Annotated in this window: 23 protein-coding genes and 1 tRNA gene; 13 read left to right on the top strand and 11 right to left on the bottom strand. The window is 63.9% G+C overall.

Annotated features, from left to right (window positions below; genetic code table 11):
- Nucleotides 1-73 precede the first annotated feature (73 nt).
- Nucleotides 74-1,048, bottom strand: a complete 975-nt coding sequence (pip, locus tag AAC023_RS01285; protein ID WP_339737303.1) for a prolyl aminopeptidase — start codon at nucleotides 1,046-1,048, stop codon at nucleotides 74-76.
- Between the two features lie 105 nt (nucleotides 1,049-1,153).
- On the opposite strand from pip, the gene AAC023_RS01280 reads away from it, so the two are divergent.
- Nucleotides 1,154-1,825, top strand: coding sequence for a hypothetical protein (locus AAC023_RS01280; RefSeq protein ID WP_339737301.1), 672 nt, complete (start codon nucleotides 1,154-1,156; stop codon nucleotides 1,823-1,825).
- Nucleotides 1,825-2,430 carry a class I SAM-dependent methyltransferase gene (locus AAC023_RS01275; protein WP_339737299.1) on the top strand — a complete coding sequence of 202 codons (606 nt, stop codon included), beginning with the start codon at nucleotides 1,825-1,827 and terminating at the stop codon, nucleotides 2,428-2,430. The genes AAC023_RS01280 and AAC023_RS01275 overlap by 1 nt, the downstream gene beginning before the upstream one ends.
- Here the strand turns inward: AAC023_RS01275 and AAC023_RS01270 are convergent.
- Genes AAC023_RS01270 through AAC023_RS01260 form a run of 3 tightly spaced genes read right to left on the bottom strand, consistent with a single transcriptional unit; the run spans nucleotide 2,387 to nucleotide 5,501 of the window.
- Complete coding sequence (locus AAC023_RS01270) at nucleotides 2,387-3,484, bottom strand: hypothetical protein (RefSeq protein ID WP_339737297.1); 1,098 nt, start codon at nucleotides 3,482-3,484, stop codon at nucleotides 2,387-2,389. The genes AAC023_RS01275 and AAC023_RS01270 overlap by 44 nt on opposite strands.
- Nucleotides 3,484-4,203: a class I SAM-dependent methyltransferase gene (locus tag AAC023_RS01265; protein ID WP_339737295.1), complete on the bottom strand. Its 720-nt coding sequence runs from the start codon at nucleotides 4,201-4,203 to the stop codon at nucleotides 3,484-3,486. The genes AAC023_RS01270 and AAC023_RS01265 overlap by 1 nt, the downstream gene beginning before the upstream one ends.
- Nucleotides 4,203-5,501, bottom strand: coding sequence for a glycosyltransferase family 4 protein (locus AAC023_RS01260; RefSeq protein ID WP_339737293.1), 1,299 nt, complete (start codon nucleotides 5,499-5,501; stop codon nucleotides 4,203-4,205). Before AAC023_RS01260 ends, AAC023_RS01265 begins: the two co-directional genes overlap by 1 nt.
- Before the next feature lie 124 nt (nucleotides 5,502-5,625).
- Between AAC023_RS01260 and AAC023_RS01255 the strand changes: the two genes are divergently transcribed.
- Genes AAC023_RS01255 through AAC023_RS01235 form a run of 5 tightly spaced genes read left to right on the top strand, consistent with a single transcriptional unit; the run spans nucleotide 5,626 to nucleotide 10,304 of the window.
- Nucleotides 5,626-6,798, top strand: a complete 1,173-nt coding sequence (locus tag AAC023_RS01255; protein WP_339737291.1) for an MFS transporter — start codon at nucleotides 5,626-5,628, stop codon at nucleotides 6,796-6,798.
- A 10-nt stretch (nucleotides 6,799-6,808) separates the two neighbouring features.
- A complete protein-coding gene (locus tag AAC023_RS01250) occupies nucleotides 6,809-7,963 on the top strand; it encodes an MlaE family lipid ABC transporter permease subunit (RefSeq protein ID WP_339737289.1) in 1,155 nt (384 codons plus the stop codon).
- Complete coding sequence (locus tag AAC023_RS01245) at nucleotides 7,960-8,733, top strand: ABC transporter ATP-binding protein (RefSeq protein ID WP_339737287.1); 774 nt, start codon at nucleotides 7,960-7,962, stop codon at nucleotides 8,731-8,733. Before AAC023_RS01250 ends, AAC023_RS01245 begins: the two co-directional genes overlap by 4 nt.
- 3 nt (nucleotides 8,734-8,736) lie before the next feature.
- The gene (locus tag AAC023_RS01240) at nucleotides 8,737-9,687 is read left to right on the top strand and encodes an MlaD family protein (protein WP_339737285.1); all 951 of its coding nucleotides are present in this window, start codon (nucleotides 8,737-8,739) and stop codon (nucleotides 9,685-9,687) included.
- Nucleotides 9,684-10,304, top strand: a complete 621-nt coding sequence (locus AAC023_RS01235) for an ABC-type transport auxiliary lipoprotein family protein (protein WP_339737284.1) — start codon at nucleotides 9,684-9,686, stop codon at nucleotides 10,302-10,304. Before AAC023_RS01240 ends, AAC023_RS01235 begins: the two co-directional genes overlap by 4 nt.
- A 96-nt stretch (nucleotides 10,305-10,400) precedes the next feature.
- On the opposite strand, the gene AAC023_RS01230 is transcribed toward AAC023_RS01235, so the two are convergent.
- Both AAC023_RS01230 and AAC023_RS01225 read right to left on the bottom strand, forming a co-directional pair.
- A complete protein-coding gene (locus AAC023_RS01230; protein WP_339737282.1) occupies nucleotides 10,401-12,437 on the bottom strand; it encodes a hypothetical protein in 2,037 nt (678 codons plus the stop codon).
- Nucleotides 12,438-12,608: 171 nt separating this feature from the next.
- Nucleotides 12,609-12,872 carry a hypothetical protein gene (locus AAC023_RS01225; protein ID WP_339737280.1) on the bottom strand — a complete coding sequence of 88 codons (264 nt, stop codon included), beginning with the start codon at nucleotides 12,870-12,872 and terminating at the stop codon, nucleotides 12,609-12,611.
- Nucleotides 12,873-13,021: 149 nt separating this feature from the next.
- Here AAC023_RS01225 and AAC023_RS01220 point away from each other — a divergent pair, with 149 nt between their 5' ends.
- A complete protein-coding gene (locus AAC023_RS01220) occupies nucleotides 13,022-14,212 on the top strand; it encodes a DUF418 domain-containing protein (RefSeq protein WP_339737278.1) in 1,191 nt (396 codons plus the stop codon).
- A gap of 4 nt (nucleotides 14,213-14,216) precedes the next feature.
- Here the strand turns inward: AAC023_RS01220 and maiA are convergent, their stop codons facing one another.
- Together maiA and AAC023_RS01210 are read right to left on the bottom strand one after the other, a co-directional pair.
- Nucleotides 14,217-14,861 (bottom strand): maleylacetoacetate isomerase, encoded by a 645-nt coding sequence (maiA, locus tag AAC023_RS01215; RefSeq protein ID WP_339737276.1) that lies wholly within the window; start codon nucleotides 14,859-14,861, stop codon nucleotides 14,217-14,219.
- A 35-nt stretch (nucleotides 14,862-14,896) separates the two neighbouring features.
- A complete protein-coding gene (locus tag AAC023_RS01210; RefSeq protein ID WP_339737274.1) occupies nucleotides 14,897-15,553 on the bottom strand; it encodes a fumarylacetoacetate hydrolase family protein in 657 nt (218 codons plus the stop codon).
- 63 nt (nucleotides 15,554-15,616) lie between these two features.
- On the opposite strand from AAC023_RS01210, the gene AAC023_RS01205 reads away from it, so the two are divergent.
- On the top strand, nucleotides 15,617-16,096 hold the full coding sequence (locus tag AAC023_RS01205) for a MarR family winged helix-turn-helix transcriptional regulator (RefSeq protein ID WP_339737272.1): 480 nt from the start codon (nucleotides 15,617-15,619) through the stop codon (nucleotides 16,094-16,096).
- On the opposite strand, the gene AAC023_RS01200 is transcribed toward AAC023_RS01205, so the two are convergent.
- Entirely contained in the window at nucleotides 16,093-16,599 is a 507-nt protein-coding gene (locus tag AAC023_RS01200) for a paraquat-inducible protein A (RefSeq protein ID WP_339737270.1), read from the bottom strand. The genes AAC023_RS01205 and AAC023_RS01200 overlap by 4 nt on opposite strands.
- 210 nt (nucleotides 16,600-16,809) lie before the next feature.
- Between AAC023_RS01200 and AAC023_RS01195 the strand changes: the two genes are divergently transcribed.
- From AAC023_RS01195 to AAC023_RS01185, 3 genes are all read left to right on the top strand, one after another.
- Nucleotides 16,810-17,319, top strand: a complete 510-nt coding sequence (locus tag AAC023_RS01195; protein WP_339737268.1) for a hypothetical protein — start codon at nucleotides 16,810-16,812, stop codon at nucleotides 17,317-17,319.
- Nucleotides 17,320-17,376: 57 nt separating this feature from the next.
- A complete protein-coding gene (locus tag AAC023_RS01190) occupies nucleotides 17,377-19,398 on the top strand; it encodes a TonB-dependent receptor (protein ID WP_339737266.1) in 2,022 nt (673 codons plus the stop codon).
- A gap of 118 nt (nucleotides 19,399-19,516) precedes the next feature.
- Nucleotides 19,517-21,217: a methyl-accepting chemotaxis protein gene (locus tag AAC023_RS01185; protein ID WP_339737264.1), complete on the top strand. Its 1,701-nt coding sequence runs from the start codon at nucleotides 19,517-19,519 to the stop codon at nucleotides 21,215-21,217.
- Nucleotides 21,218-21,293: 76 nt separating this feature from the next.
- On the opposite strand, the gene AAC023_RS01180 is transcribed toward AAC023_RS01185, so the two are convergent.
- Nucleotides 21,294-21,821: a hypothetical protein gene (locus AAC023_RS01180; protein WP_339737262.1), complete on the bottom strand. Its 528-nt coding sequence runs from the start codon at nucleotides 21,819-21,821 to the stop codon at nucleotides 21,294-21,296.
- Here AAC023_RS01180 and AAC023_RS01175 point away from each other — a divergent pair, their 5' ends adjacent.
- Nucleotides 21,822-22,016, top strand: coding sequence for a hypothetical protein (locus AAC023_RS01175; RefSeq protein ID WP_339737260.1), 195 nt, complete (start codon nucleotides 21,822-21,824; stop codon nucleotides 22,014-22,016). It begins immediately after the preceding gene.
- A gap of 6 nt (nucleotides 22,017-22,022) precedes the next feature.
- Here AAC023_RS01175 and AAC023_RS01170 read toward each other — a convergent pair.
- Nucleotides 22,023-22,098, bottom strand: a tRNA-Lys gene (locus AAC023_RS01170).
- Nucleotides 22,099-22,105: the final 7 nt, after the last annotated feature.

Here is a 22,105-nt window from a genome sequence, read left to right as displayed (position 1 = left end):
GGCACGCAACAGGAAAGGCCCCGCCGCGCAGATCGCAGGCGGGGCCTTTTTTGTTCAGGGGCAGCGCCAGCCGCTAGCTGAACTGGTCGGCGAAAGTATCCGTGGCGCGGACCAGCCCGTCGACAATTCCCGGCTCGCCGGCGGCATGGCCCGCATCAGAAATCATGCGCAGCCTGGCGCGTGGCCATTCGCGCGCCAGGCTCCAGGCCGTCTGCGGCGGGGTCACGACGTCATAGCGCCCCTGGACGATGATGCCGGGCAGGTGTTTGAAGCGCGGGGCGCTGTCGATCAGGGCGCCGTCATGCTCGAAAAAGCCCTTGTGGAAGAAGTAATGCGTCTCCATCCGGGCGAGGGCGTCGGCCCGCAGCGGATCGGCCAGCGGCGCATCGGGCTGGCCGGCCAGGCTGATCAGCGCGCTTTCCCAGCGGGCCCAGGCAAGCGCGTCGGGACGCCGCCGCACGATGTCCGGCTCCTGCATGCGCTCATAATAGGCCTTGAGCACATCCCCGGATTCCGCTGCGCTCAGCGAACCGGTCAACCGCTCCCAACTGTCCGGGAAGAGCATGTTGGCACCGCGCCGGTAGAACCAGTCGAGTTCAAGCTGGCGGCAGGTAAAGACCCCGCGCAGGATCAGACCCAGGCATTGGCTGGCATGTTCCCGCGCATAGGCGAGGGCAAGCGTTGCTCCCCAGGAACCGCCAAAAACGACCCATTTGTCGATACCGAGGGCTGCGCGAATGCGTTCGATGTCGCCGACAAGGTGGCTGGTGGTATTGGCGTTCAGGGCGCCATGCGGTGTCGAGCGTCCGCAACCACGTTGGTCAAACAGGATAATGCGATACCGGCTCGGGTCGAAGAACCGGCGCAAGGCGGGTGATATACCACCGCCGGGGCCGCCATGCAGGGCGATAACCGGGAGCCCGTCCGGCCGGCCGCAATCCTCGACATAGAGCTCATGGCCATCCCCGACCGGCAGGCGAGACGCCTTGTTGGGCCGGAGCGGCGGGTAGAGTGAGCGGCGTGTATAGGCGGAATCCATCGCATCCATCTGTCGTTAGCGCGTCAGCAATATAATAATGCATAGCTTATCAGAGCTACTCCCTATATCCTCTCTTCAATTGGGGCAGGCTCTCGTGTTGGGAAATATCGTTTGATGCGTGGATACCAGGGTGTTCTTGCGGCGATTTGCGCCTGCGGCTTGATCACGGCCTGTGCCAGCGACCCTATTTCACTCGTCGGAACCGGCTTGTCAGACAGCGAGCTGCGTTCGAGCCCGGCGCAAGCCCTGTTGTTCGATGCCGCCCAGACGCTGGAAACCAGCTATCGTGACAATGCCTGGGTACAGACGTCTGGCGCCATGGAGACTGCGCGCGGATGGATGGATCGCTTGACCGGCCAGGCCGGCAGCGAGGCCGAGCCTGCCGCGCAACCCGGGCAGGCCTATATCGAATTGCGCCAATTGCTGACATTGAATGCCCCTGACGCCGCCGAGCTTGTCATCGCAGACGTCAGACTTGCCACCGCGCAGGCCCGCCAGGTTGACCAGGCGGCGCTGGCCATCGTCATCGCACCGGCGGCTTTCACCCGACCGACCCTGACCCGGGATTTGGGCGAGGTTGAATCTGCCATCGCCCTGACGCGCGAAGCCGTCGTGACGTTTGACGCTGTGTTGGCGCGACTGTCTGACCGGTTCAGCGAACGTCAGCTTGCGCAAGTGATGATCGAACGCGACCAGCTCGCCTTCCTGTCCGAAAGCCTGCGTGATCGTGCCGACGCGCTGGCGCGATTGCGCCGCGAACTCCGCGATGTGCAGCCCTTCTCCTGATGCTTGACCCGGCGACCGTCAAAGGCTTCCTCGATCCGGTCGAGGGTGAGGCACTGGCCGCGCTTGCGCGCGATGCCGGCCGTCTGGGCCCGGTGCTCGAAATCGGCAGCTATTGCGGCAAGTCGGCCCTCTATCTCGGCCCTGCAGCGCGCGAGGCCGGAAGTCTTCTCTATACGCTTGATCATCATCGCGGCTCGGAAGAGCACCAGGCCGGCGAGGAATATCACGATCCCGAACTCTTCAATGCCGAGCTGGGTGCCGTCGAGACGCTGCCCGCCCTGCGCAGCACGCTGTTTCGCGCCGGGCTGGAGGATTGTGTCGTGCCGCTGGTCGGACGCTCGGCGCTGATCGCCGCCCACTGGAGCACGCCGCTGGGCATGGTCTTCATCGATGGCGGGCATTCGATGGACGCGGCGCTGGCCGATTATCGCGGCTGGAGTGGCCAGCTGGTCGCCGGCGGCATCCTGGCAATCCACGACGTGTTTCCCGACCCGGCCGATGGCGGCCGCCCGCCCTATGAAATCTGGAAACTCGCGGTAGCGTCAGGTCTCTACGAGACCGTCAATCGCGTCGGGACGCTGGAAGTTCTGCGCCGCCTCGCTTGAGCGAAAATTCCGGCACCGCATTGCGTATCAGCAGCGCCGAGCCCTTGCTCAGCCCCTGTATCGCATCGGCCGCCAGCACCATGGCCCCGGCCGTCCAGGACGGGCGTTCATAGGGCCAGATGACACCTTCCTCGAACTGCCAGCCCATCCAGTAACCGCCATCCTTTGCCGCCAGCGGTGCGAGATCGCGCAGCAGGGCTTTCGCCTGGTCCGCCTTGCCGACTGACATGCAGGCCAGCGCCAGTTCCGCCGTTTCCGCAGCCGTCACCCAGGGCTCGTCGGCGACGCAGCGGCAACCCAGCCCCGGCTCGACGAAATCGGTCCAGCGGGCATAGAGGCGCGCGCGCCCGGTCTCGGCGGGCAGCACGCCGGCGAGGACGGGGTAGTACCAGTCCATCGCATAGCGGCGGCGATCGATGCCGGTGCGGTCAAAGCGGGAATCATTCTCGCGCAGGGCGGCGCCGAGGCGCTGGCGTGCCACCATCCAGTCGCGGTCATCATGGCCGAGCATGCGCGCAATCTGGATCGCGCATTCCAGCGCCTTGTACAGGCTGGCATTGCCGGCGCGCAGCGAGTCGAGTCCGGCCAGCGCTTCGCCGTCATCGGGCGCCCGCCAGACGATATCCCCATGGCGGGTCTGATGACTGAGCACCCAGTCCATCGCCTGGCGCAATTGCGGCCAGTAGCGGGGCAGGGCCGCGGCATCGTCCAGGGCCAGTACCGAGCGCAACAGCGTCACCGCGGCATAGCCGGAGAAATTGGTGTCGCGGGCGGTTTCCGGCGTGCCGGGCACCAGGCGGCGATTGGCATCGTCCAGCGGCACTGAAGCGCCGAGATCGCCGCGCCAGCCGCCATCGGCGTCCTGGCGCTCGAACAGCGCGTCCAGCGCCCGGCGTGTCGCTACCTCACGACCGGCAATCGCCAGCGCCATGGCGCTCTCGCCGTGATTCCACGCATCCCAGATCCCCGCCTCGACCCAGGGGATCGAGCCATCGGGACGTTGCAGCCGCTCGATATGGTCGGCGCAGGCGGTGATGTCGATCTGTCTGGCCATCAGCCAACCTTCCGGAAATACATCACTACGGACTTGCCCATCACCGGCGCCAGCAGCCATTCCAGCGACTGGGTCAGCCAGGGTTTTTCCATCAGGTCCCATTCGAGGAATTTGCGGTAGAGCCGCACGCTCGCGGCGCTTTCGCGCTGGTCCCACAGCGCGCATTGCAGCCACCAATAGGGGCTGTGCAGCCCATGGGCCCAATGGCGCTTGAACGCGGCAAAGCCCTGTTTGCGCACCTGATCGCGCAGGGCCTTGGTGCGGAAGATGCGCACATGGCCGCCGGGCGTGTTGTGATATTCGGTCGAGAGCTTCCAGCAGATCGCTTCGGGCCAGTAGCGCGGCACCGAGGCAGCGAAGATCCCGTCGGGCTTGAGGATGCGCGCGATCTCCGCCAGCACGGCGTCGGGATCTGGGACATGCTCGAGCACTTCCGAACACAGGACACGGTCGAAACTATTGTCGGGAAAGGGCAGGCGCGCGGCATCGCCGGCACCGAGCGCGGCGCTGCGCAGCGGCGAATGCGGTTCGGGCGGCGGCAGCTGGAAGAAGCCATCGAATGCCGCCTTGGCCTCTTCGTGCGACAGGTCGATGCCCACGACCTCCAGCGGGATCTCGTTCCAGTAGAGGGCGTGCAAATGCCGGCCGCGGCCGCAGCCGAGATCGAGCACGCGCATGCCGGGCTCCAGCGCCATCTCTTCCAGTCGCATCGTCAACATCAGGCGTTCGGGCTCCGCTCGGCGAGGGCTTCGGCATAGAGGCGCGAGGCGGCCAGGGCGTGTCGCGACCAGTTGAATTCCTCGCGGGCCCGGATCGCAGCGCGAGCGCCAAGGCGTTGCGCCTCTTCGGGATTGTCAAGCAGGCGGGCGAGGTCGTTGGCGAGGCTGGCGGCATCGCCAGCGGTGGAGATCAGGCCGGCATCGCCAACCACTTCCGGCAGGGCGCCGCCATTGCTGGCTGCGACAGCGGCGCCGCAAGCCATTGCCTCGGCTGCGGGAAAGCCGAAGCCTTCAAAGCGGGCCGGGCAGGCGACGATGTGGGCGCGGCGGTAGAGCTGGGCGATCGCCTCGCGCGTCAGGTTGGAACTGGTGGTGACGCGGCCGCTGAGGCCGTGGGCCGCAAGGGCCTGTTTGGCCGGACCATCGCGCAGCGTGCCGATAATGTGCAGCCGGGCCAGCGGCCGCGCGGCGGCGACGCGGGCGAGGGCATCGATCAGCACGTCCAGCCCCTTGATCGGCGCATCGGCGCTGGCCGTGGTGACGATCAGGCCCGGTTCCGGCTTCACGGCGGGGTCCGGGTTGAAGATCGCGTGGTCGATCCCGTTGAAGGCGACGCGGACCTGGGCCGGGTCGACGCCATAGCGCTCGGCATGGCTGTCGCTGGCGGCCTGTGAAACGGCCAGCAGGCGCGGCAGTCGGCGCGCCGTACGCGCCTGCATGCCGATGAAGTGATACCAGCGCCGCGTCAGTGCCGGTTCCCACCATTTACTGCTGGCGGCGAGGGCGTAGTCGCGGTCGATCGCGATCGGGTGGTGGATGGTGGTAATGACGGGCAGGCGGCGGTTGATGCGCAGGAAGGGCGTTGCCAGGGTCTGGTTGTCGTGCACGACGTCGAAGCGGCCGCCCTCGCGCGCCAGGAAGTTCTCCAGCCGGCGGCCAAAGGCATAGAGCTCACCAAAGGCGCCGCTATTGTGGGCGAGCCATTCGGACATATCCGCCCAGGAGCGCAGATGCCGCGGCCGCAGGGCGAGGAAGGCATTGTCTTCGGCAAACAGGTCGAGCGAGGGCAGTTCGATCAGCTCGATGCCGTCATCGAGTTGCGGGTAGGGCGGGCCGGAAGCCACCGAGACGGTGTGACCGAGATCGCGCAGATTGCGTGTCAGTTCCCGGATATAGACGCCCTGGCCGCCAACATGCGGGTTGGAGCGATAGCCGGTGACGAGCACTCTGAGCGGACGGACTTGTGCTGTATCAACACTGTTATCCGTACCGTGCAATACCGCGGCGTCCGCATCCATGAATGGCTGTTCCCTGCTTCAATCTGGCGGCGAACCTATAGAAGTGAACACTGTTCGCCAAGCGCATCATGCCTATGCAGGAACAGTGGCACGGGTTATGGGCATCGGGCATCAGGGGATTGAAATGTTCAGAACGCCCGGATTTCGTTTTGCCACCTATTACGGGGCTTTCTACCTCACCCTTGGGGCCTTCCTGCCATACTTCCCCAAATGGCTCGAAGGCCGGGATCTGAGCGCGGAATGGATCGGCTGGATTGTCGCCGCCGGGCTGGCGGGGCGGACCCTGGTTTCGCCGCTGGGTGCGCGCTGGGCCGATAATGCGCGCCGCAATCGCGATCCGATCCTGCTGTTTGCCCTCGCGGCGACGCTGGTCTTTGCCCTGCATTTCCCGGTCAGTTCGCCCTGGATCCTGCTGGTGCTGTCCTTCCTGTCAGGTGCGGTGCTGTTCGGACAGATCCCGGTGATCGATGCCTTCGCGCTGCGGCAGGCGCGCGATGGCCTGTTCGTGTTCGGACCGGTGCGGGCGATCGGGTCGGTGATGTTCATCATCAGCAATTTCGCCGCCGGCGCCCTGATCGACTGGCGTGGCAGCGAAACCATCCTGGTGTGCATCGTCGCCGGCTCGGTCGCGATCTCCGCCGCTGCGGCGCGATTGCCGGCGGGCGAGCGTGCACCGCACCCCCCGGCCCAGGAAGCCGACATCACGGCCCTGCGCCGGCTGCTGGCCGGCCCGTTCGGACTGGCGCTGGCGGCTTCGGCCCTGATCCAGGGCGGCCATGGATTCTATTATGCCTTTTCCGCTGTCGCCTGGTCGGCCCAGGGCTATGCCGATCTGACTATCGGGGCGCTGTGGGCCAGCGGTGTCGCGGTCGAGATCGTGTTCCTGTGGGTGTCGGGGCGCGGCTGGCTCGGCCGCCTCAGCCCGGCAGCCCTGCTGATCATCGGTGGCGCCGGTTCGATCTTGCGTTGGGGCCTGACGGCGCTGGCGCCACCATTGTGGGGCCTGTTTGCGCTGCAATGCCTGCACGCCCTGAGTTTCGCGGCTACCTATCTCGGTTTTCTGCGCTATGCGGCGCAATCGGTGCCCGACCGGTTCGCTGCCACCGGGCAGGCGATCAATTCGGCCCTGGCCGGCGGCGTGGTGATGGCAATCGCCTCGGCGGTGTCCGGTTATTTCTTCGCGCGGCTTGGAACGACAGGTTTTGCCATCATGATCCTGCCCGCAGCAGCAGGCCTTGTCGCGGCTTTACTGTTGAGCCGCAATTCTGCACTCCCTCGCGCCGACAAAATCGACTAGGCTCCCGGACATGAGGGGAAATCCGGCAATATCCGCGAACGGTGCGACCGTGGTTTTGCGCGAAGACGCGGGCAAGACCATCATCGAGGCCCATGGCGACTGGACGATCGACACGATTGGCCGGGTCGATGCGCCCATTCGCCAGGTCGAAGCCAGTGTCGAACCCGACAAGATCGTCATCGACCTGTCCCATCTCGGGCGTCTCGACACCTCCGGCGCCTATATGCTGGGGCGTGCCACGCGCCGCTGCGGCCTGCCCGACGGGGATTTCCACTATCTCGGCGAGCATCCGACGGCGCGGCGTCTGATCGAGGAAATCCGGCAACGCACCCAGGTCTGTCCGCCGGAGGCACCGCCAAGCTTTGGCTTTGGCAATGCACTGGGCCGGATCGGGGCGGGGCTTGAGGCGGCACTGTCCGAGACGATCGAGACCATTGCCTTCTTCGGCCAGACGATCACGACCGGCTTGCGCACGCTGTTTCGCCCCGCGAGCTTTCGCCTGACCTCGGCGATCTGGGCGATGGAAGAGGTCGGCGTCAATGCGATGCCGATCGTGGCGGTCTTGTCATTCTTCATCGGCGCGGTTGTTGCCTATATGGGCGCCAACCTGCTGGCCGATTTCGGCTTTGCCATCTTCAGCGTTGAACTGATCGGCATTTCGGTGCTGCGCGAATTTGCCGTGCTGATCACGGCGATCCTGCTGGCGGGCCGGTCCGATTCCGCCTTCACGGCCTCGATCGGTGCGATGAAGATGCAGCAGGAGATCGACGCCATGCGCGTGCTCGGCCTCGACCCGTTCGAGGTCCTGGTTCTGCCGCGCGTGGTGGCGTGCGTGCTGATGGCGCCGCTGCTGACCTTTGCCGCCATGATTACCGGCATTTTCGGCGGCATGCTGGTGGCGTGGAGTGCGCAGGACATTTCGCCGGCGGTTTTCATTGCGCGGATCCATTCCGAGCTGGACTGGAGCCATTTCTGGGTCGGGATGTCGAAGGCGCCGGTCTTCGGGCTGGTGGTGGCGATCATCGGCTGCCGTCAGGGCATGAAGGTCGCCGGCGATGTTGAATCGCTCGGCCGCCGCGTCACCGCCTCGGTGGTGCAGTCGATCTTCATCGTGATCGTGATCGAGGCCCTGTTTGCGATGATGTATCTGGAGCTGGGCATATGAGCGACGATGTCCTGATCTCCATCCGCGGCCTGTGCACCGGTTTTGGCCGCCATGTCGTGCACGACCATCTCGATCTCGACATCCGCCGTGGCGAAATCCTTGGCCTGGTCGGCGGTTCCGGCACCGGCAAGACCGTGCTGATGAATGCCATTCTTGGCCTGCAGAAATATACCGATGGCGATATCCTGTTCAAAGGCCGGGCTTTTTCCGGGATGAAGGAGGGCGAGCGGCGCGAGATCGAGAGCCGCTGGGGCGTGTTGTTCCAGAATGGCGCCCTGTTCACTTCGCTGACCGTGCTCGAGAATGTGATGGCGCCCTTGCGCGAGCATGTCGACATGTCCATCCCGCTGATGGAGGAGATTGCCGGCATGAAGCTCGGTCTCGCCGGGCTGGATTCGACAGCGTTCGACCGCTTTCCGTCCGAATTGTCGGGCGGCATGCGCAAACGGGTGGCGCTGGCGCGGGCGCTGGCACTCGATCCCGATATCCTGTTTCTCGACGAGCCGACGGCCGGGCTCGACCCGATCGGTGCGGCGGCCTTTGACGGCCTGATCCTGGAATTGTCGCGCGCCCTCGACCTGACCGTCCTGATGATCACGCACGATCTCGACAGCCTCTATGCCATCTGTGACCGAATTGCCGTACTTGCGGACAAACGTGTCGCGGCGGTTGCACCACTGGAGGCGTTGATGCGAAACCCACATCCGTGGATCCAGGAATATTTTCACGGTCCGCGCGGCCGGCCTGCGGTCGCCGGCAAGGAGAGCTAGACGATGGAAACCAAGGCACATCATGTCCTCGTTGGCCTGTTCGCATTGATCCTGATCGCGGGCGGCGGAATCTTCGCGGTCTGGCTCGGCAAGGTCTCCTTTGACGAGGATTATGCGTTTTACGATGTCGTGTTCGAAGGGCCGGTCCGCGGTCTGCGCGAATCCGCTGAAGTCCGCTTCAACGGTATCCAGGTCGGTGAGGTGACCTCGCTCGGGCTTGATGGCCAGAGCCGGGTAATCGCGCGCGTCCGTGTGCTGGCCCAGACACCGGTCCGCGTCGATTCCTACGCCCAGCTGGAGCCACAGGGCCTGACCGGCCTGTCCTATATCCTGATTTCCGGCGGCGCCCCGGACGCCCAGCGCCTGCTGAGCCCGGCCAGCCGGCAGCCCCCGCGAATCTTTGCGCGCCGCGCCCAGCTCGAAGGCCTGGTTGAAGGCTCGGAGGATGTGCTCGATGCGGCGCAGCTGACCTTGTTCCGTCTGTCGGAATTGCTCAGCGACCAGAATGTCGAGGAATTCTCGGCAACCCTCGTCAATCTGCGCGAAATCACGGATCGGGTGAATGCCGAACAGGCACTGGTCGAGGATATGCGCGCCGCGGTCGGGCGCATTGATGCCGCCGCTTCGGATATTTCCGAGGCCGCCGTCTCGCTGCAGCAATTCGGCGTCACGGCGGATGCTTTCCTGACCAATGAGATGACCCTGGCCGTCAATGAGACCACCGCTGCGGCGATCGCTGTCAACCAGGCCGCGACGGACACCACCGGCCTTATCCAGGCGATTCAGCCCGCCCTGGAATCCTTTGCCCAGGACGGTCTGGAAGATCTGACCCGGGCGGCTGGCGATCTGAACCGGCTTGTTGAATCGATGGAGCGCAGCGCTGCGGACTTCGAGAATAACCCCGGCGGCTTTATCGCCGGTTCACCCCGTCAAACGGTAGAGGTGCCGCAATGAGACCCGTCATTTCGATCAAGCTGGCTCTGATTGCCCTGAGCGCATTATCGCTCTCGGCTTGTGTTTCGCTCTTGCCGGAATCCACACCATCCTCGGTCTATCGTCTCGCTTCGCCGGAAGCGCGAGCCTGGTCCGGTGAATCCCGGACCGTGGTTGAAGTGGTGCCGCCGCAGGCGCCGCGTGGTCTGGCCGGTGACGAGATTGCCATTCAGATGGCTGACGGGCGGATCGCCTATATGGCATCGGCCCGCTGGATCGCCCCGACCCCGCGCATCATGCAGAATCTGATCGTCGACACCTTCAACGCCGCGGATTCTCATCTGGCGCCGGCCTTGCCCGAGGATGGCATCCGTGCGGCCTACGAATTGCGGCTCGATCTGCGCGAATTCGAGGCTGTCTATGATCGCGGCGACAATAATGCGCCGCTGGTCCGGGTCCGGCTATCCACGCGGCTGGTCGCGAACAGTGGCCGCGCTTTCGTCGGTTCCTCGGTGTTTGTCGGCGAGGCTCGCGCCTCGAGCAATCGCGTCGGTGCCATTATCGGCGCCTTCGACCAGGCTGCATCGCAAGTGAGCCAGGAATTGGCTGACTGGACCGCAGCACAGATTGCTCCCTGATCCAGACCGAGGCCGTCTCTTTTCCCAACGGGGCGCCCGTGCGGCGCGCGCCGACGCGGAGTCTGCCTTCCGGCTGATTGACCGCCGCGCCGCTGGCTAGCTTTCGCTCTTGTCGCGCTTGTTCGGCCGTTTGGCAGCTGCGCTGTCTGCGGCGGGCGTATCCTCGTCGCCTTCGGCGGGCATGCTCGACAGCAAGTCCTTCCAGCGCCAGCCTGGCTCACCGGACTGGCGGCCGCCACGCTCCGGGAAGCCGACGGCATTCTCCGCTGCGCGGGGCGCGGCTCGGCGAGGCTGCCCGCCGGTCAGCGGCGCATGCATGTCATGGCTGCTGTCCTCGCTCTCGGCCTGCGCCGCTTCGGCTTCGGCCGGTTTGCGTTTGCGGCCCAGCAGCGGATCGGGCAATTCATTCGTGCCCAGATCTGGCACCCGGCGTCCACCGGCCACAGAGCCCATGCGGAGCATGAAGTCGCTGAGCAATTCGTAGTTCTGCCGGATGCGCGCCTGGAAGGCGGCGTCGATCTCCTGGGATTCTTCGGCAGCTACCATGGCGGCGGCATTGAGGCCTTCCAGGCCGCGGCGAAGCGCGTCAGCGGCTTCCTGGGCGCGTTCGCGCGCCATGACCGGCAATTCGGACAGCCGATTGGTCATGGTGTCGATATGGCGCTCGACATTCTGGGTCTCGACGCGGGCCGAGGCCAAGACGGCTTCCAGGCGGCGGCGAACCGATTCTGCAGCTTCATCGGCCACTTGCGAGGCTCGTGCGGTGAGCTTGTCGGCTTCGGCGAGACGTTGCTGGAAAGCATCATCAGAGCGCTGGGCGGCGTTAAATGCGATTTCGTTGGAGTGCTCGACCTTCTGCGTCACCGCATCGGCCTGGGCCTCGATGGCCTCGATCGCGGCTTCCGAGATCGACTTGGCTTCCTGGGCCGAGGCCACCAGGCGGGCCAGGGCGGCTTCATGTTCGCGCGCCGCATATTCGGACTCCGAGCGCACACGGCCGGCGAGGCTGTGCGCACGCTCAAGCGCTTCGTCGACGGATTTCTTGAAGGCCGCAGCGCCATTGGTCGAGGCGGAGGTCAGCGCATCGGCACCGTCGCGGGCTGTCGTCGCCATGACTTCAAGCTCGGCGCGATGGAAATCGAGGGCGGCGGCGATCTTCTCCTGCTCCTTGCGCAGCGCCTCACCGGCTTCGCTCAGGCGGCCGCGGTGTTTGACATAGGCGGCATCGAGATTGTCGGTTCTTTCCTTGAGCGTGTCCGAGAGTTCGTGCAGGTGCGCGGTGCGTTCCGAGAGTTTCGTTGCGGCGATATTGCTGCGCTCCGTGACGGAATCGCCCGCATCCTGCAGGCTTTCGACGCTGGCGAGGATGCGGCGTCCGCTATCGCTGGCCTGGTTGGCCGCCAGTTCGGCGGCGGCGGCGACCATTTTGGACTGGTCGGAAATCGCTGCGGCGATCAGCGCTGCCTTGTCGTCGAAGGATTCCGAGACCTCGCCCAGACGCAGTCTTTCCTTGCGCAGTCCCTTGAGCAATTCCTCGGTGCGGTCACGCGCATCGGTGGCCGAGAGTTCAAGCGATTCCGCGTGGTGGCTGATGACTTCTTCCATTGCCGCCAGGCGGGCGAGGGCGCTCTCAAGCGCTGAATTGATGCGGTCGACCTCGCCGGTCACGGCCTGGGAGAGGGACTGGACCTCGTGGCGCGCGTACTGGGCGGGCTCGGACAGGCGGCGAATGGCACGCTCGACGCGGCGGGTATTATGGGCATTGCGAACGACTTCGCGCGCCATCAGACCGCTCATGACAAAGAGCAGGGCCGGCGCAATCGCGAAAACGGCCAGCCCGGTCAATTGCCCGAAACCATATTGTCCCAGACGCTCGAGCGACTGGACACCGAGTGCGCCCCAGATAAAGGCGGCGGCGCCGCCAACCCAGAGCAGCGCGAAACTATTGGCCAGCCAGATCAGCCAGGCCCCGCCCGGGCGTTCCTCTGCCATGCGGGGCTGGTGCGGCTCGGCGTCCGGTGCTGCCGCAGCCGCGGCTTGCGAGGCAGCAGCGGCCATGGCCTGGTCGGATTCCGGCCCGGCCAGGCCGATTTCGGTGAGGTGGACTGATTTTTCTAGCGTTTTCTCGGTCATATTGCGCTCGATCGGGCCGTGGAGCAGGCTCGCTCCCGGACGGGGTCTGCGGACAGAAGGGCTCAATAGAGCCATTGTGACAGATGATAGCCGCAGAAGCGCGCCGCCGACACAGATAATCTATGCGAAATCGATATTTGCCTGTTGAGACGAGGCTGGAAGCGCGCCAGCCTAGCTGTCATACCGGTCCGATGGCGTGACAAATGCCGGTGTGGCTTCGTGGATGAGAATCTCGGCGCCCGACAGGCAGTCACGGCTCGATATCTGCGTACCCTTGCGGGCATCATGGGTGTCGGCGGGGGTCCAGACGATCATCTGGCGGTATTCGGTCGGCTCGACTGTGACGCAGTCACTGCCCGGGGATAAGGTAATGCCAAGCAGGGACAAGCCCATCACGGCAAACCATTCAATCAGTGAGACCAGAAGCTGGATCATGACGTTTTCGCACCCCAAGGCGTATCCGCATGCGCGATTGAGTTATGAAATTTATTGAGACTCGATACAATTCCAGAAACATGCCGCGGTCGTGAAATCTTCGTAAGAATATGGCGGAAACTGGGCGAATTCGCCTCAAGGGAGCAAAAATGCCGGAAAATGCACCACTCCCGCGCCATGACAGCCTGGATGCATTGCGGGGCTTCGCCGTGCTGCTCATGTTTGCCGTCAATATTCAGCTCTTCGCCTTCGTCTGGATCGCGGCCGATATTCCCGGCCTGCAGAGTGATTTCGAGGGGTGGGGCAATCGTGCCGTATGGCTGGTGACCCAGGGCCTGGTTTCGCAATCGGGCACGGCGCTCTTCATCACCCTGTTCGGCGCGGCCCTGGTGTTGAATGTGCGGGCCGCGCGCCAGAACCCGACCCGGCAATGGCCGCGACTGGCCTGGTTGCTTCTGCTCGGCCTGCTGCATGCCTATCTGTTCTGGTATGGCGATATTCTGGTGCCGCTGGCCCTGGTCGCCATGATCGTGGTGGCCGCCAATGGCATGACGCTGCGCAGTCTCTGGGGGCTGGGGCTTGGCCTGATCGGTTTTACCGGGCTGATGTTGCTGGCGGGCAGTGCGATCGGCGCCCTGATCGGCGACGGCATCACCGCAGCCGGCGCGATGGGTTTCAATCCCGAAGCCATTGCCGGCATTGAAACACTCTACCGCACCGGTTTCGTGGCGCGGCTCGGCTATAATATGAGCATCGCGCTGCAATCGGAGATGATGCAGATTGTCTTCATGAGCGGACGGATGGCCGGCTGTCTACTGCTCGGCATGGCGGCGCTGCGAAGCGGTTTTCTGACCGGCCAGTGGTCGGTGCGCCATTATGGCTGGATCGCCGCCATCGCTCTGGGCATTGGCGCGGCGCTCTGCCTCGCTGGCGCCTGGAATGCGATGGCCTCCGGTTTCTCACCCGCGGCGGTGCTGCAAAACCGTGTCGCCCAGTATTTCGGCAGCCTGGCGCTGGCACTGGGTTATGCTGCGGGATTCATGCTGGCGGCGAAACTGGATCGGGCTCGCGCGGCGCGCTCGGCGCTGGCAGCTGTCGGGCGCATGCCGATCAGCAATTACTTCGCGCAGACCCTTTTGATGACACTGCTCTTCGTCGGGTTTCCGGGCCTGGGCCAATTCGGCCAGATCGACCGCACGGGCCTCGCCCTGATCCTGGTTTCGGTCTGGGTGGCGCAGGTTTTCGGTTCGATCTTCTGGCTGCAACGCTATCGCTACGGCCCGGTCGAATGGGTGTGGCGCTCACTCACCGCCGGGCGGCCACAGGCGTGGCTGCGCTGACGCCCTACTCGGCATCGGGCTGGTTTTCCGGGGTGGCGCGCTGGAAGGCCGGCAGGGCGAGGCAGGCGGCTTCGGCGGCCATCAGCGTCGGAAAGGCCGACAGATCAACCTCCCAGCGCCGGGCATTGACCAGTTGCGGCAGGAGATAGACCTCCGCCATGCCCGGTGCGTCGCCGTGCAGGAAGGGGGTTGAGCGCGGGTGGGCTGCGACGAGGGCCTCCAGCGCGGCCAGCCCGTCGCTTGTCCAGCGATGGGCCCAGGCTTTCATCCCTGCCGGCCCCTGGCCGAGATCATCCCCGATCGCCTTGAGAATGCGCAAATTCTGCACCGGGTGGGTGTCGCAGCCAATGATCGCGGCCCAGGCGCGTACGCGGCAACGCTCCAGCGGATCGGATGGCAGCAGGGCGGGCTGCGGCCAGCTCTCCTCAATCCATTCCAGAATGGCGGGCGATTGCATCAGCATGGCATCGCCATATTTGAGCACCGGTACCAGACCCTGGGGCTGCATGGCCAGCCAGGCCTGGCTCTTCTGCTCGCCGGTTTTCAGATTGATCGCGACCTGCTCGTATTCGACGCCCTTGAGATTGAGGGCGATGCGAAGCCGGTAGGCGGCACCGGAGCGCCAATAGCCGTAGAGGACAGGTTTCATCGCGATCTCCTTGTCAGGGGGGCCGGGGGCGGGTCTCAGGTGACGGTGAATTCGAGCGGCGGGAGGCCGGCAATCTCGGCCTTGACCCGGTCATCGCGCTGCAAGGGGCCGACGCCGGCGGGCGTGCCGGTAAAAACCAGATCGCCAGGCTTGAGCGTGAAATAGCGCGCCAGTTCCGACAGGACGCGGCGCGGCGGCAGGATCATCTCCGACAGGTCGCCGGACTGGCGGCGCACGCCATTGACCTTGAGTGAAATCGCTCCGCGTTCAGGCACGGGCCCGAAGCGCAACAGGCCGACCGGCGCGGAATTCTCGAACGCCTTGCCGATTTCCCACGGACCGCCCTTGGCCTTCATCGCACCTTGCAGGTCGCGCCGGGTCAGGTCGACACCGACGGCACAGCCCATGACCGCTCCGCCATCGCCGAGCGCCAGGACCAGCTCGACTTCGTGATGCAGGTCCGACGTGCCTTGCGGGTAGGGCAGGCGCGGCGATGTCATGATCGCGTCGGCGGGCTTCATGAAAAAGATCGCCTCGGCGGCGGCGCCCATTTCCCTGGCATGGTCGGCATAATTGCGGCCGATGCAGAAAATGCGGCGGACGGGAAAGCGGCGCTCATCACCTTCGATGGGAAGGCTTGGCAGGGCGGGTGTAGGGATGATGTCGATCATGGCGTTGGGATAGCGCGACATGCGGGTCGGCGTCGAGCGAGTTTTGGCTTGCCGCTGCAACCCGTTTGCGGCACCAGACCGGATATGGACGAAGCCAAACCAAACAGCGCGCCGGGCATGCCGGCCCTGCGGCTGGGCGACTATCTGCCCTACCGCCTGGCGATTGCCTCCAACCAGGTCTCGTCAATGGTGGCGCGCGCCTATCAGAGCCGGTTCGGGATCACGATCTGGGAATGGCGCGTGATCGCCATTCTCGGCGAGGGCCATCCGGTGACGGCGCAGGGCCTGTGCGATGTGACGGCGATGGACAAGGTTTCGGTCAGCCGCGCTGTGCGTTCACTGGCCGATCGTGGTGTGATCGAACGCTCAAGCAACCGGGCGGACCGACGCTCGCATCTGTTGGCACTGACGCCGGCGGGACGGGCCATCTATGCGGAAATCGCACCAGTCGCGCTGGAGGCCGAAGCTGCGCTCCTGGCGGGGCTCACGCCGGACGAGGTCGCGCGGCTCTCAACCCTGCTCGACCGTCTGCGTGATCGCGCCCGCGATCTCAAGGACAGTTAGGGCGCGGAAACCCGTGTCCGCTCGCCCAGCTGGGTGACGATGCGGCCCGAGGCGAACATGGCCAGCACGGTGGCGGCGGCGAATATATAGACACCCGGCAGCGTGGATGCGGCGAAGACGAGATTGTCGCGCACGCTGAAAATCACCAAGGCCAGGACCAGCACATCGGCCATCGACCATTTGCCCAGCATTTCGAGAAATCGCAGATGGCCGGCACCGGTGCCGGGCGCGCGGGAAAATTGCAGCCGCCACATCCAGATGAGTTTGAAGCCTGGAAACACCACCGAAAAGCCCAACACGATCATGGCGAGCAGGAATTCACCGTCATGCAACAGGGCCCGCCCGAAACCCAGAATCGAATGTTCACCAGTCCAAAGTCCGAACTGTGTGGTCCGCAGGGCTGGCAGGATGAGGCCCAGAGGCAAGAGGCATGAGCTCAACACCAGCAGGGCGGTCGTCGTCTGTCCGGCCCCCTGATCGGCCAATGCCCGCGGCTTCGTCATGATCGCGCCTTCCCCTGGATAGCCAATGCTGAAATCCAATGCAGGCAAAAGAACGGCAGGCAGGACTGGAGATCAGCCAAGTGCCGGCACCGCCCAGGGAGGTAATAACCTATGATTCGAAATAAGTCTGTGGTTAACGCCCGGAAACTAAACGCATTGCCGACACGCACCTTTCCCCCGGGTGTCATCGTGAAAGGACAGGGTTCCACAATGCAGAAATTTCTACTGACAGTCCTCGCCGGCGCGCTCCTGACAGCGCCCGTCGCGGCTGAAACCACCCAGCGCGACCTCGAAGTCATCGGTCGTGCCCTCGGCTTCGTCGATGGTGCCAGTGGCACCAGCCGCGTCGTCGCCATTGTTTATGATGCCGGCAGCGAAGCCGAGGCCCAGGCCCTGGCAGCCTCCATGGGCAGCGGGCTTTCGGCCGGCCGCGTCACGCTGACGCCGCGTCTTGTCGCAGCGTCTGACACCGCCAGTCTTGCCGGCGCCGACGCGGCCGTCCTGCTCGGCTCTGCCGCTGGCGATGCCGGCGTCTTCGCCGCCACCAGCGCCAATGGCGTGATGAGCGTTTCCACCGATATGAGCTGCGTCCAGTCCGGCAAATGCGTGATGGGCGTTCAGAGCGCGCCAGCCGTGCGGATCGTCGTCAATGGCGGCGCGGCTTCGGCATCATCCATCTCTTTTGCTGCGGCTTTCGCAATGATGGTTGAAGAAATCTAGGTGAGCTGACGCTCCACAAGACATTCAGGTGGGCTGAGGCCCTGACGAGGACAAATCATGAAAACGACAACACTATTGACGACGATCTCTGCGATCGCTCTCTCGGCGGCCTTTACGGTCGGCGTTTCCGCGCAGCAGCTGGACTACACTTCGATGAGCGAAATGTTCGGCGAAGCCGTGACAGCCGGTGCAACCGGTGCTCCGCAGCGCGCGTCCGATGTGCCTGCGACGATGATCATCATCACCCAGGACGAGATCGAACGCTTCCCGGAATACGACATTCCCGGCATTCTGCGCCATTATGGCGGCGTTGATGTCACCCGCTATGCCTATGGCGACGGTCAGGTCTCTGTCCGCGGTGCCGCAACCGGCTATACGCCGCGCCTTCTGGTCCTGGTCAATGGCCGCGAGGTTTATCTCGACAGCTATGGCTATACCGCCTGGTCGACCCTGCCGGTCCAGCTCGACGAGATCCAGCAGATCGAAGTCGTCAAGGGGCCGCAATCGGCGCTCTATGGCTTCAACGCTGTTGCCGGTGTGGTGAACATCATCACCCGCAATCCGAACCATGGCGACTACACCCAGCTGCGCGTCAATGCCGGGACGGATGAGTACCAAGGCATTTCCTTCACAGCCGCGCGCCAGCTCGGTGACCGCTTCGCGGTCCGGGCCAGCTATGGCGCGTCGGAAGCCAATGAATTCACGCCCTATGCGGGCCAGGCGACTGCCGTGCTGCGCGCGCCAGGCGAGCCAGATTTCAGCCGCGAAACCGGTGCGATCGAGGGCCGTTTTCGTATCACCGACAAGGTCAATCTGACTGCCGAAGCCACATTCTCCAATGTGCGGGCTTCGGAAGGCGACAGCATTTATTACCACGAGAATACCGGCTACACGCTCGTCTCCTACAAGGGCGATCTCGAGGCCGACACCGATTGGGGCTTCCTGACCCTGTCCGCGTATCGCAATGAGTCGGAAATCGAATATTCCTTCGGCGCGCAGGACGTGACCCTTACCACACTGCGCCTGCAGGACCTGTTCCGCGTTGGTACCAATGATACCATCCGCCTCTCGCTTGAATTCCGGCAGGGTGAAACCGGCTCATTCCCGGATCCGACCAATGGTGATTTCGGTTATGAGACGACCGCCTTCTCGGCGATGTGGAACCACAAGTTCAGCAATGCCGTCGACCTCACCCTGGCTGGCCGGTTTGACAGCGTTGACTGGAGCCGCGATGCGCAGCCGAACCCGTTCCTCTACCCGTTCGCGCAGGCCGATTACGACGTCTCCATCGAAGAGCTGAGCTATAATGCGGCTCTGGTCTGGCGGCCGGAATTCGGCGGTGCCGTGCGCCTCACCGCAGCGCGCGGTGTGCAGGCTCCGACAATGTTCGATATCGGCTTCACGATGCCGGTGAATCTCGGGGGCTTCTTCGTTGTGGCGGCCGGCAATCCAGCAATCGAACCCTCGATCGTGACCAATTACGAGATCGCCTATGATCGCGCACTGACGCCGACAATGACTTTGCGTGCGGCTGTATTCCTGCAGGAGACTGAAGGTGTCAAAAGCCAGCTCGGCCAGGCACCCGACCTGTTGCCGCCCGCAACGCCAGTGCCGACTTTCCTGTTCGACAATCGCGGAGACACACAAGTCGCGGGCGTGGAGCTGACCCTGGCCGGCCGTCCTGACAATGCTTGGTCCTGGGATGCCAATTACACCTATAAGCAGGTCGAGGACGATATGTCGCTCTTCCCGTTCTACACGCCGCTGAACTTTGAAGAGGCGACACCGTCTCATATCGCCAATGCTCATCTGGGCTGGACAGACGGCCGCTTCACGATCGATGGATACGCAAACTACGTTTCCGCGATCAATATGCCGAACCAACCGGTGTTCGGCACCATTACGCTTGATCCGATCGATAGCTATATCGCGCTGTCGATGCGTGCCGGTTACGAAATCAACGACCATTTCACGGTTGCTGTGAACGCCCAGAACGCGAATTTCGGAAGTGGTGAGGTCACCAATACCCATCATCAGACTGAATCCCGCGTGTGGGTCTCCCTCAGCGCCGGCTTCTAGCAAATGCGATGACGCCCCGGTGCTCAGGCACCGGGGCGGTAATTGTCATGTTAACCATTCCGGTGGACTGTTAACGCCACCAAATCAATTGCCGCTGACCGGTTCGCAGGAGGGCCTCATGGCCAAGGGAACAAAATTGTTCAATCTCACCATCGCGCGGTCATTCGCCGTGGCGCCCATTGCTGCCATTCTTGCCCTTGCCGCCGTTGCCGGCCTGGGCACCTGGTCTCTCATGCAGGCTTCCGCCAGCCAGGCCCGCGTGATTGCGGGCATGGAAGTTGGTGTCGAACTGACGCGCATGCAGACAACGCTGGAAACGATCAATGCCGATGTCTTCCAGATCATTACCGCCCAGGCGGCCGGTCAGGGCGTCGATGTCATGGCCGCCTTCGAGCCGGTCGGCGTCAATATCAACAGCCTTTCCGCACAGGTCGAGACTTTGCGTCCCTTTGCCAATCAAGCCGGCCGCGGCGAGACGATCGACCGCCTGACCGAACAATTGGCCCTTTACCGCGATGCCCTCGACTTCGTCGGCCAGATGCTGGAACTCGATTTTGCCAGCTCCGTTGCCTTCCTGGCACCTTTCGATGAGGTGTTTACCGAGCTGAGTGGCGATCTGACCGAGCTCGCCAATACCGCCGCCAGCCTGTCGCGCGCCGACGCCGAGGCGGCCGATGCTGCGGCCCGCACCGCCATCATGGTCTTTATCGGCCTGACCGCACTGGTCGCCGTTGGCCTGATCTCCCTGTCCATCTTCTTCGGAACCCGGATTTCCAAATCTGTCCGTTCGATCGCCGATGCGACCGAGACGCTGGCCAATGGCGATTATTCGCTCGATATCGTTGCGCTTGAGCGGACCGATGAGCTGGGTGCGGTCGTGGAAAGCCTTAAACGCTTCCGCGAGCGTGGCATCAAGGCCGAGGAACTCGAGCAGGAGCAACGCACCGCGACCGCAGTCCAGGAGCGCCGCGCCACCCAGATCAATGATCTGGCCAAGGCTTTCGACACCGAAGTCATGACCCTGCTGGGCGAGGTCACCGAGGCGTGTTCCTCGATGTCGGCAATCTCGGAACAATTGTCGACGGCAGCGATCGAAGGCTCGACCAAGAGCGGCATGATGGCGACATCGGCTGCAGAGGCCTCGAGCAATGTCGAATCCGTGGCCGCCGCGTCCGAGGAATTGTCTGCCTCGATCCAGGAGGTTACCCAGCAGATCCAGAATTCATCCAATATGGCGGCCCAGGCCGATGAGCGCTCCAAGGCGGTCCAGACCGTCGTTGATAATCTCGGCTCCGCCGCGCAACAGATCGGCAATGTCGTCCAGCTGATCAATGATATCTCCGAGCAGACCAATCTCCTGGCCCTCAACGCGACCATTGAAGCGGCCCGCGCTGGCGAGGCCGGCAAGGGTTTTGCCGTGGTCGCGTCGGAAGTGAAATCGCTCGCGGCCCAGACGGCCAAGGCAACCGGCGATATCCGCGGCCAGATCGAAGCGATCCAGGAGGCTGCGGCGTCCTCTTCAACCTCGATTGGCGATGTCACAAAAGCCGTCGCGGAAATCAGCCGCGCCTCGGCAGCGATTGCAGCGGCTTCCGAAGAGCAAAGCGCATCGACCCGCGAAATCTCCGGCTCGGTCGCCCACGCCGCCACCAGTGCGCGCAATGTATCTGACAATGTCGATGCGGTCTCGCGTTCGGCCATGCAGACCGGCGAGGCTTCCCAGGAAGTTCTCAAATCGGTCCGCGCCGTTTCCGAACGCGCCGACAGGCTCAACAAGACGGTCGAGACCTTCCTCAATGAGGTTCGCAAGGCTGGCTGATTTCAGGCCGGTTTCGCCAGTATGACGACTGCGCCCGGGCTGTTTCAGTTCGGGCGTTTGTCGTTACTGCAGGCCTCTAGCGCAGCATGTCGCGGGCGGCCGCAAGCATGGCCTCACAGCCCGTTTCGCTGTCGAGCACGACATAGAGCCCGTATTGCGCCGCGATGCGCGTATCGCCGCTCTCTTCATCTTCCCGAAAGCCGGCGAGGCGGGCATGGTAGAGTGAGCGCTGGTCTGGCCGCCATTCCGGCATGCACCAGATATCTTCGCCCGGGGCGGAAAATCGCATCGGCCCATAGCCCGGCAGGGTCGAATGGAAGATGGCGGAATGGCCGTTGCGTTCCTCATCATGGACGACGGAAAGCCGCTCATTCGATATTGCGTCGGAGGCGTGCAGCCAGTTATAGCGCACGCCCTGGGTGAAGCGCGCCGGCCGGCATTCTCCCGGTGGGTAGAAGGGTTCGCGGCATAATTGGAGCCGGGCGAGGCCCTTGGCCCGGCTGAAGAAGGCTTCGAGCTGGACAATGTCGGTGGCGGCCGCTGGCGCGGGAAATGTAGCGATTGCTGCCCATGCGGCCAGCGCCGGCAAGATTGATCGCAACATATGCATGACAAGCCCCGGACCCGGTTCGACGATCAGTGCCAGAGCTGCACGCTGGCACCGCCGTTCTTTTACCGTTCCGATGGTGTGAAATGGAAGCCGCAAACCCAGAGCGAACCGGCCGGCATTCGCCCGGTCGAGCACGTGACGCAGCGCGTGCGGGGTCAGGTGCCGGCAGATCTTGAAGGAGATGGATAAAGAGATTGGTGCGCCCAGTAAGATTCGAACTTACGACCCGCTGATTAAGAGTCAGCTGCTCTACCAACTGAGCTATAGGCGCGCCGGGG

The organism is uncultured Maricaulis sp. (assembly GCF_963976135.1).
Lineage (GTDB): Bacteria > Pseudomonadota > Alphaproteobacteria > Caulobacterales > Maricaulaceae > Maricaulis.
Note: the sequence above shows the minus strand (reverse complement) of the source record. Positions and strands in the feature narration are given on the sequence as shown.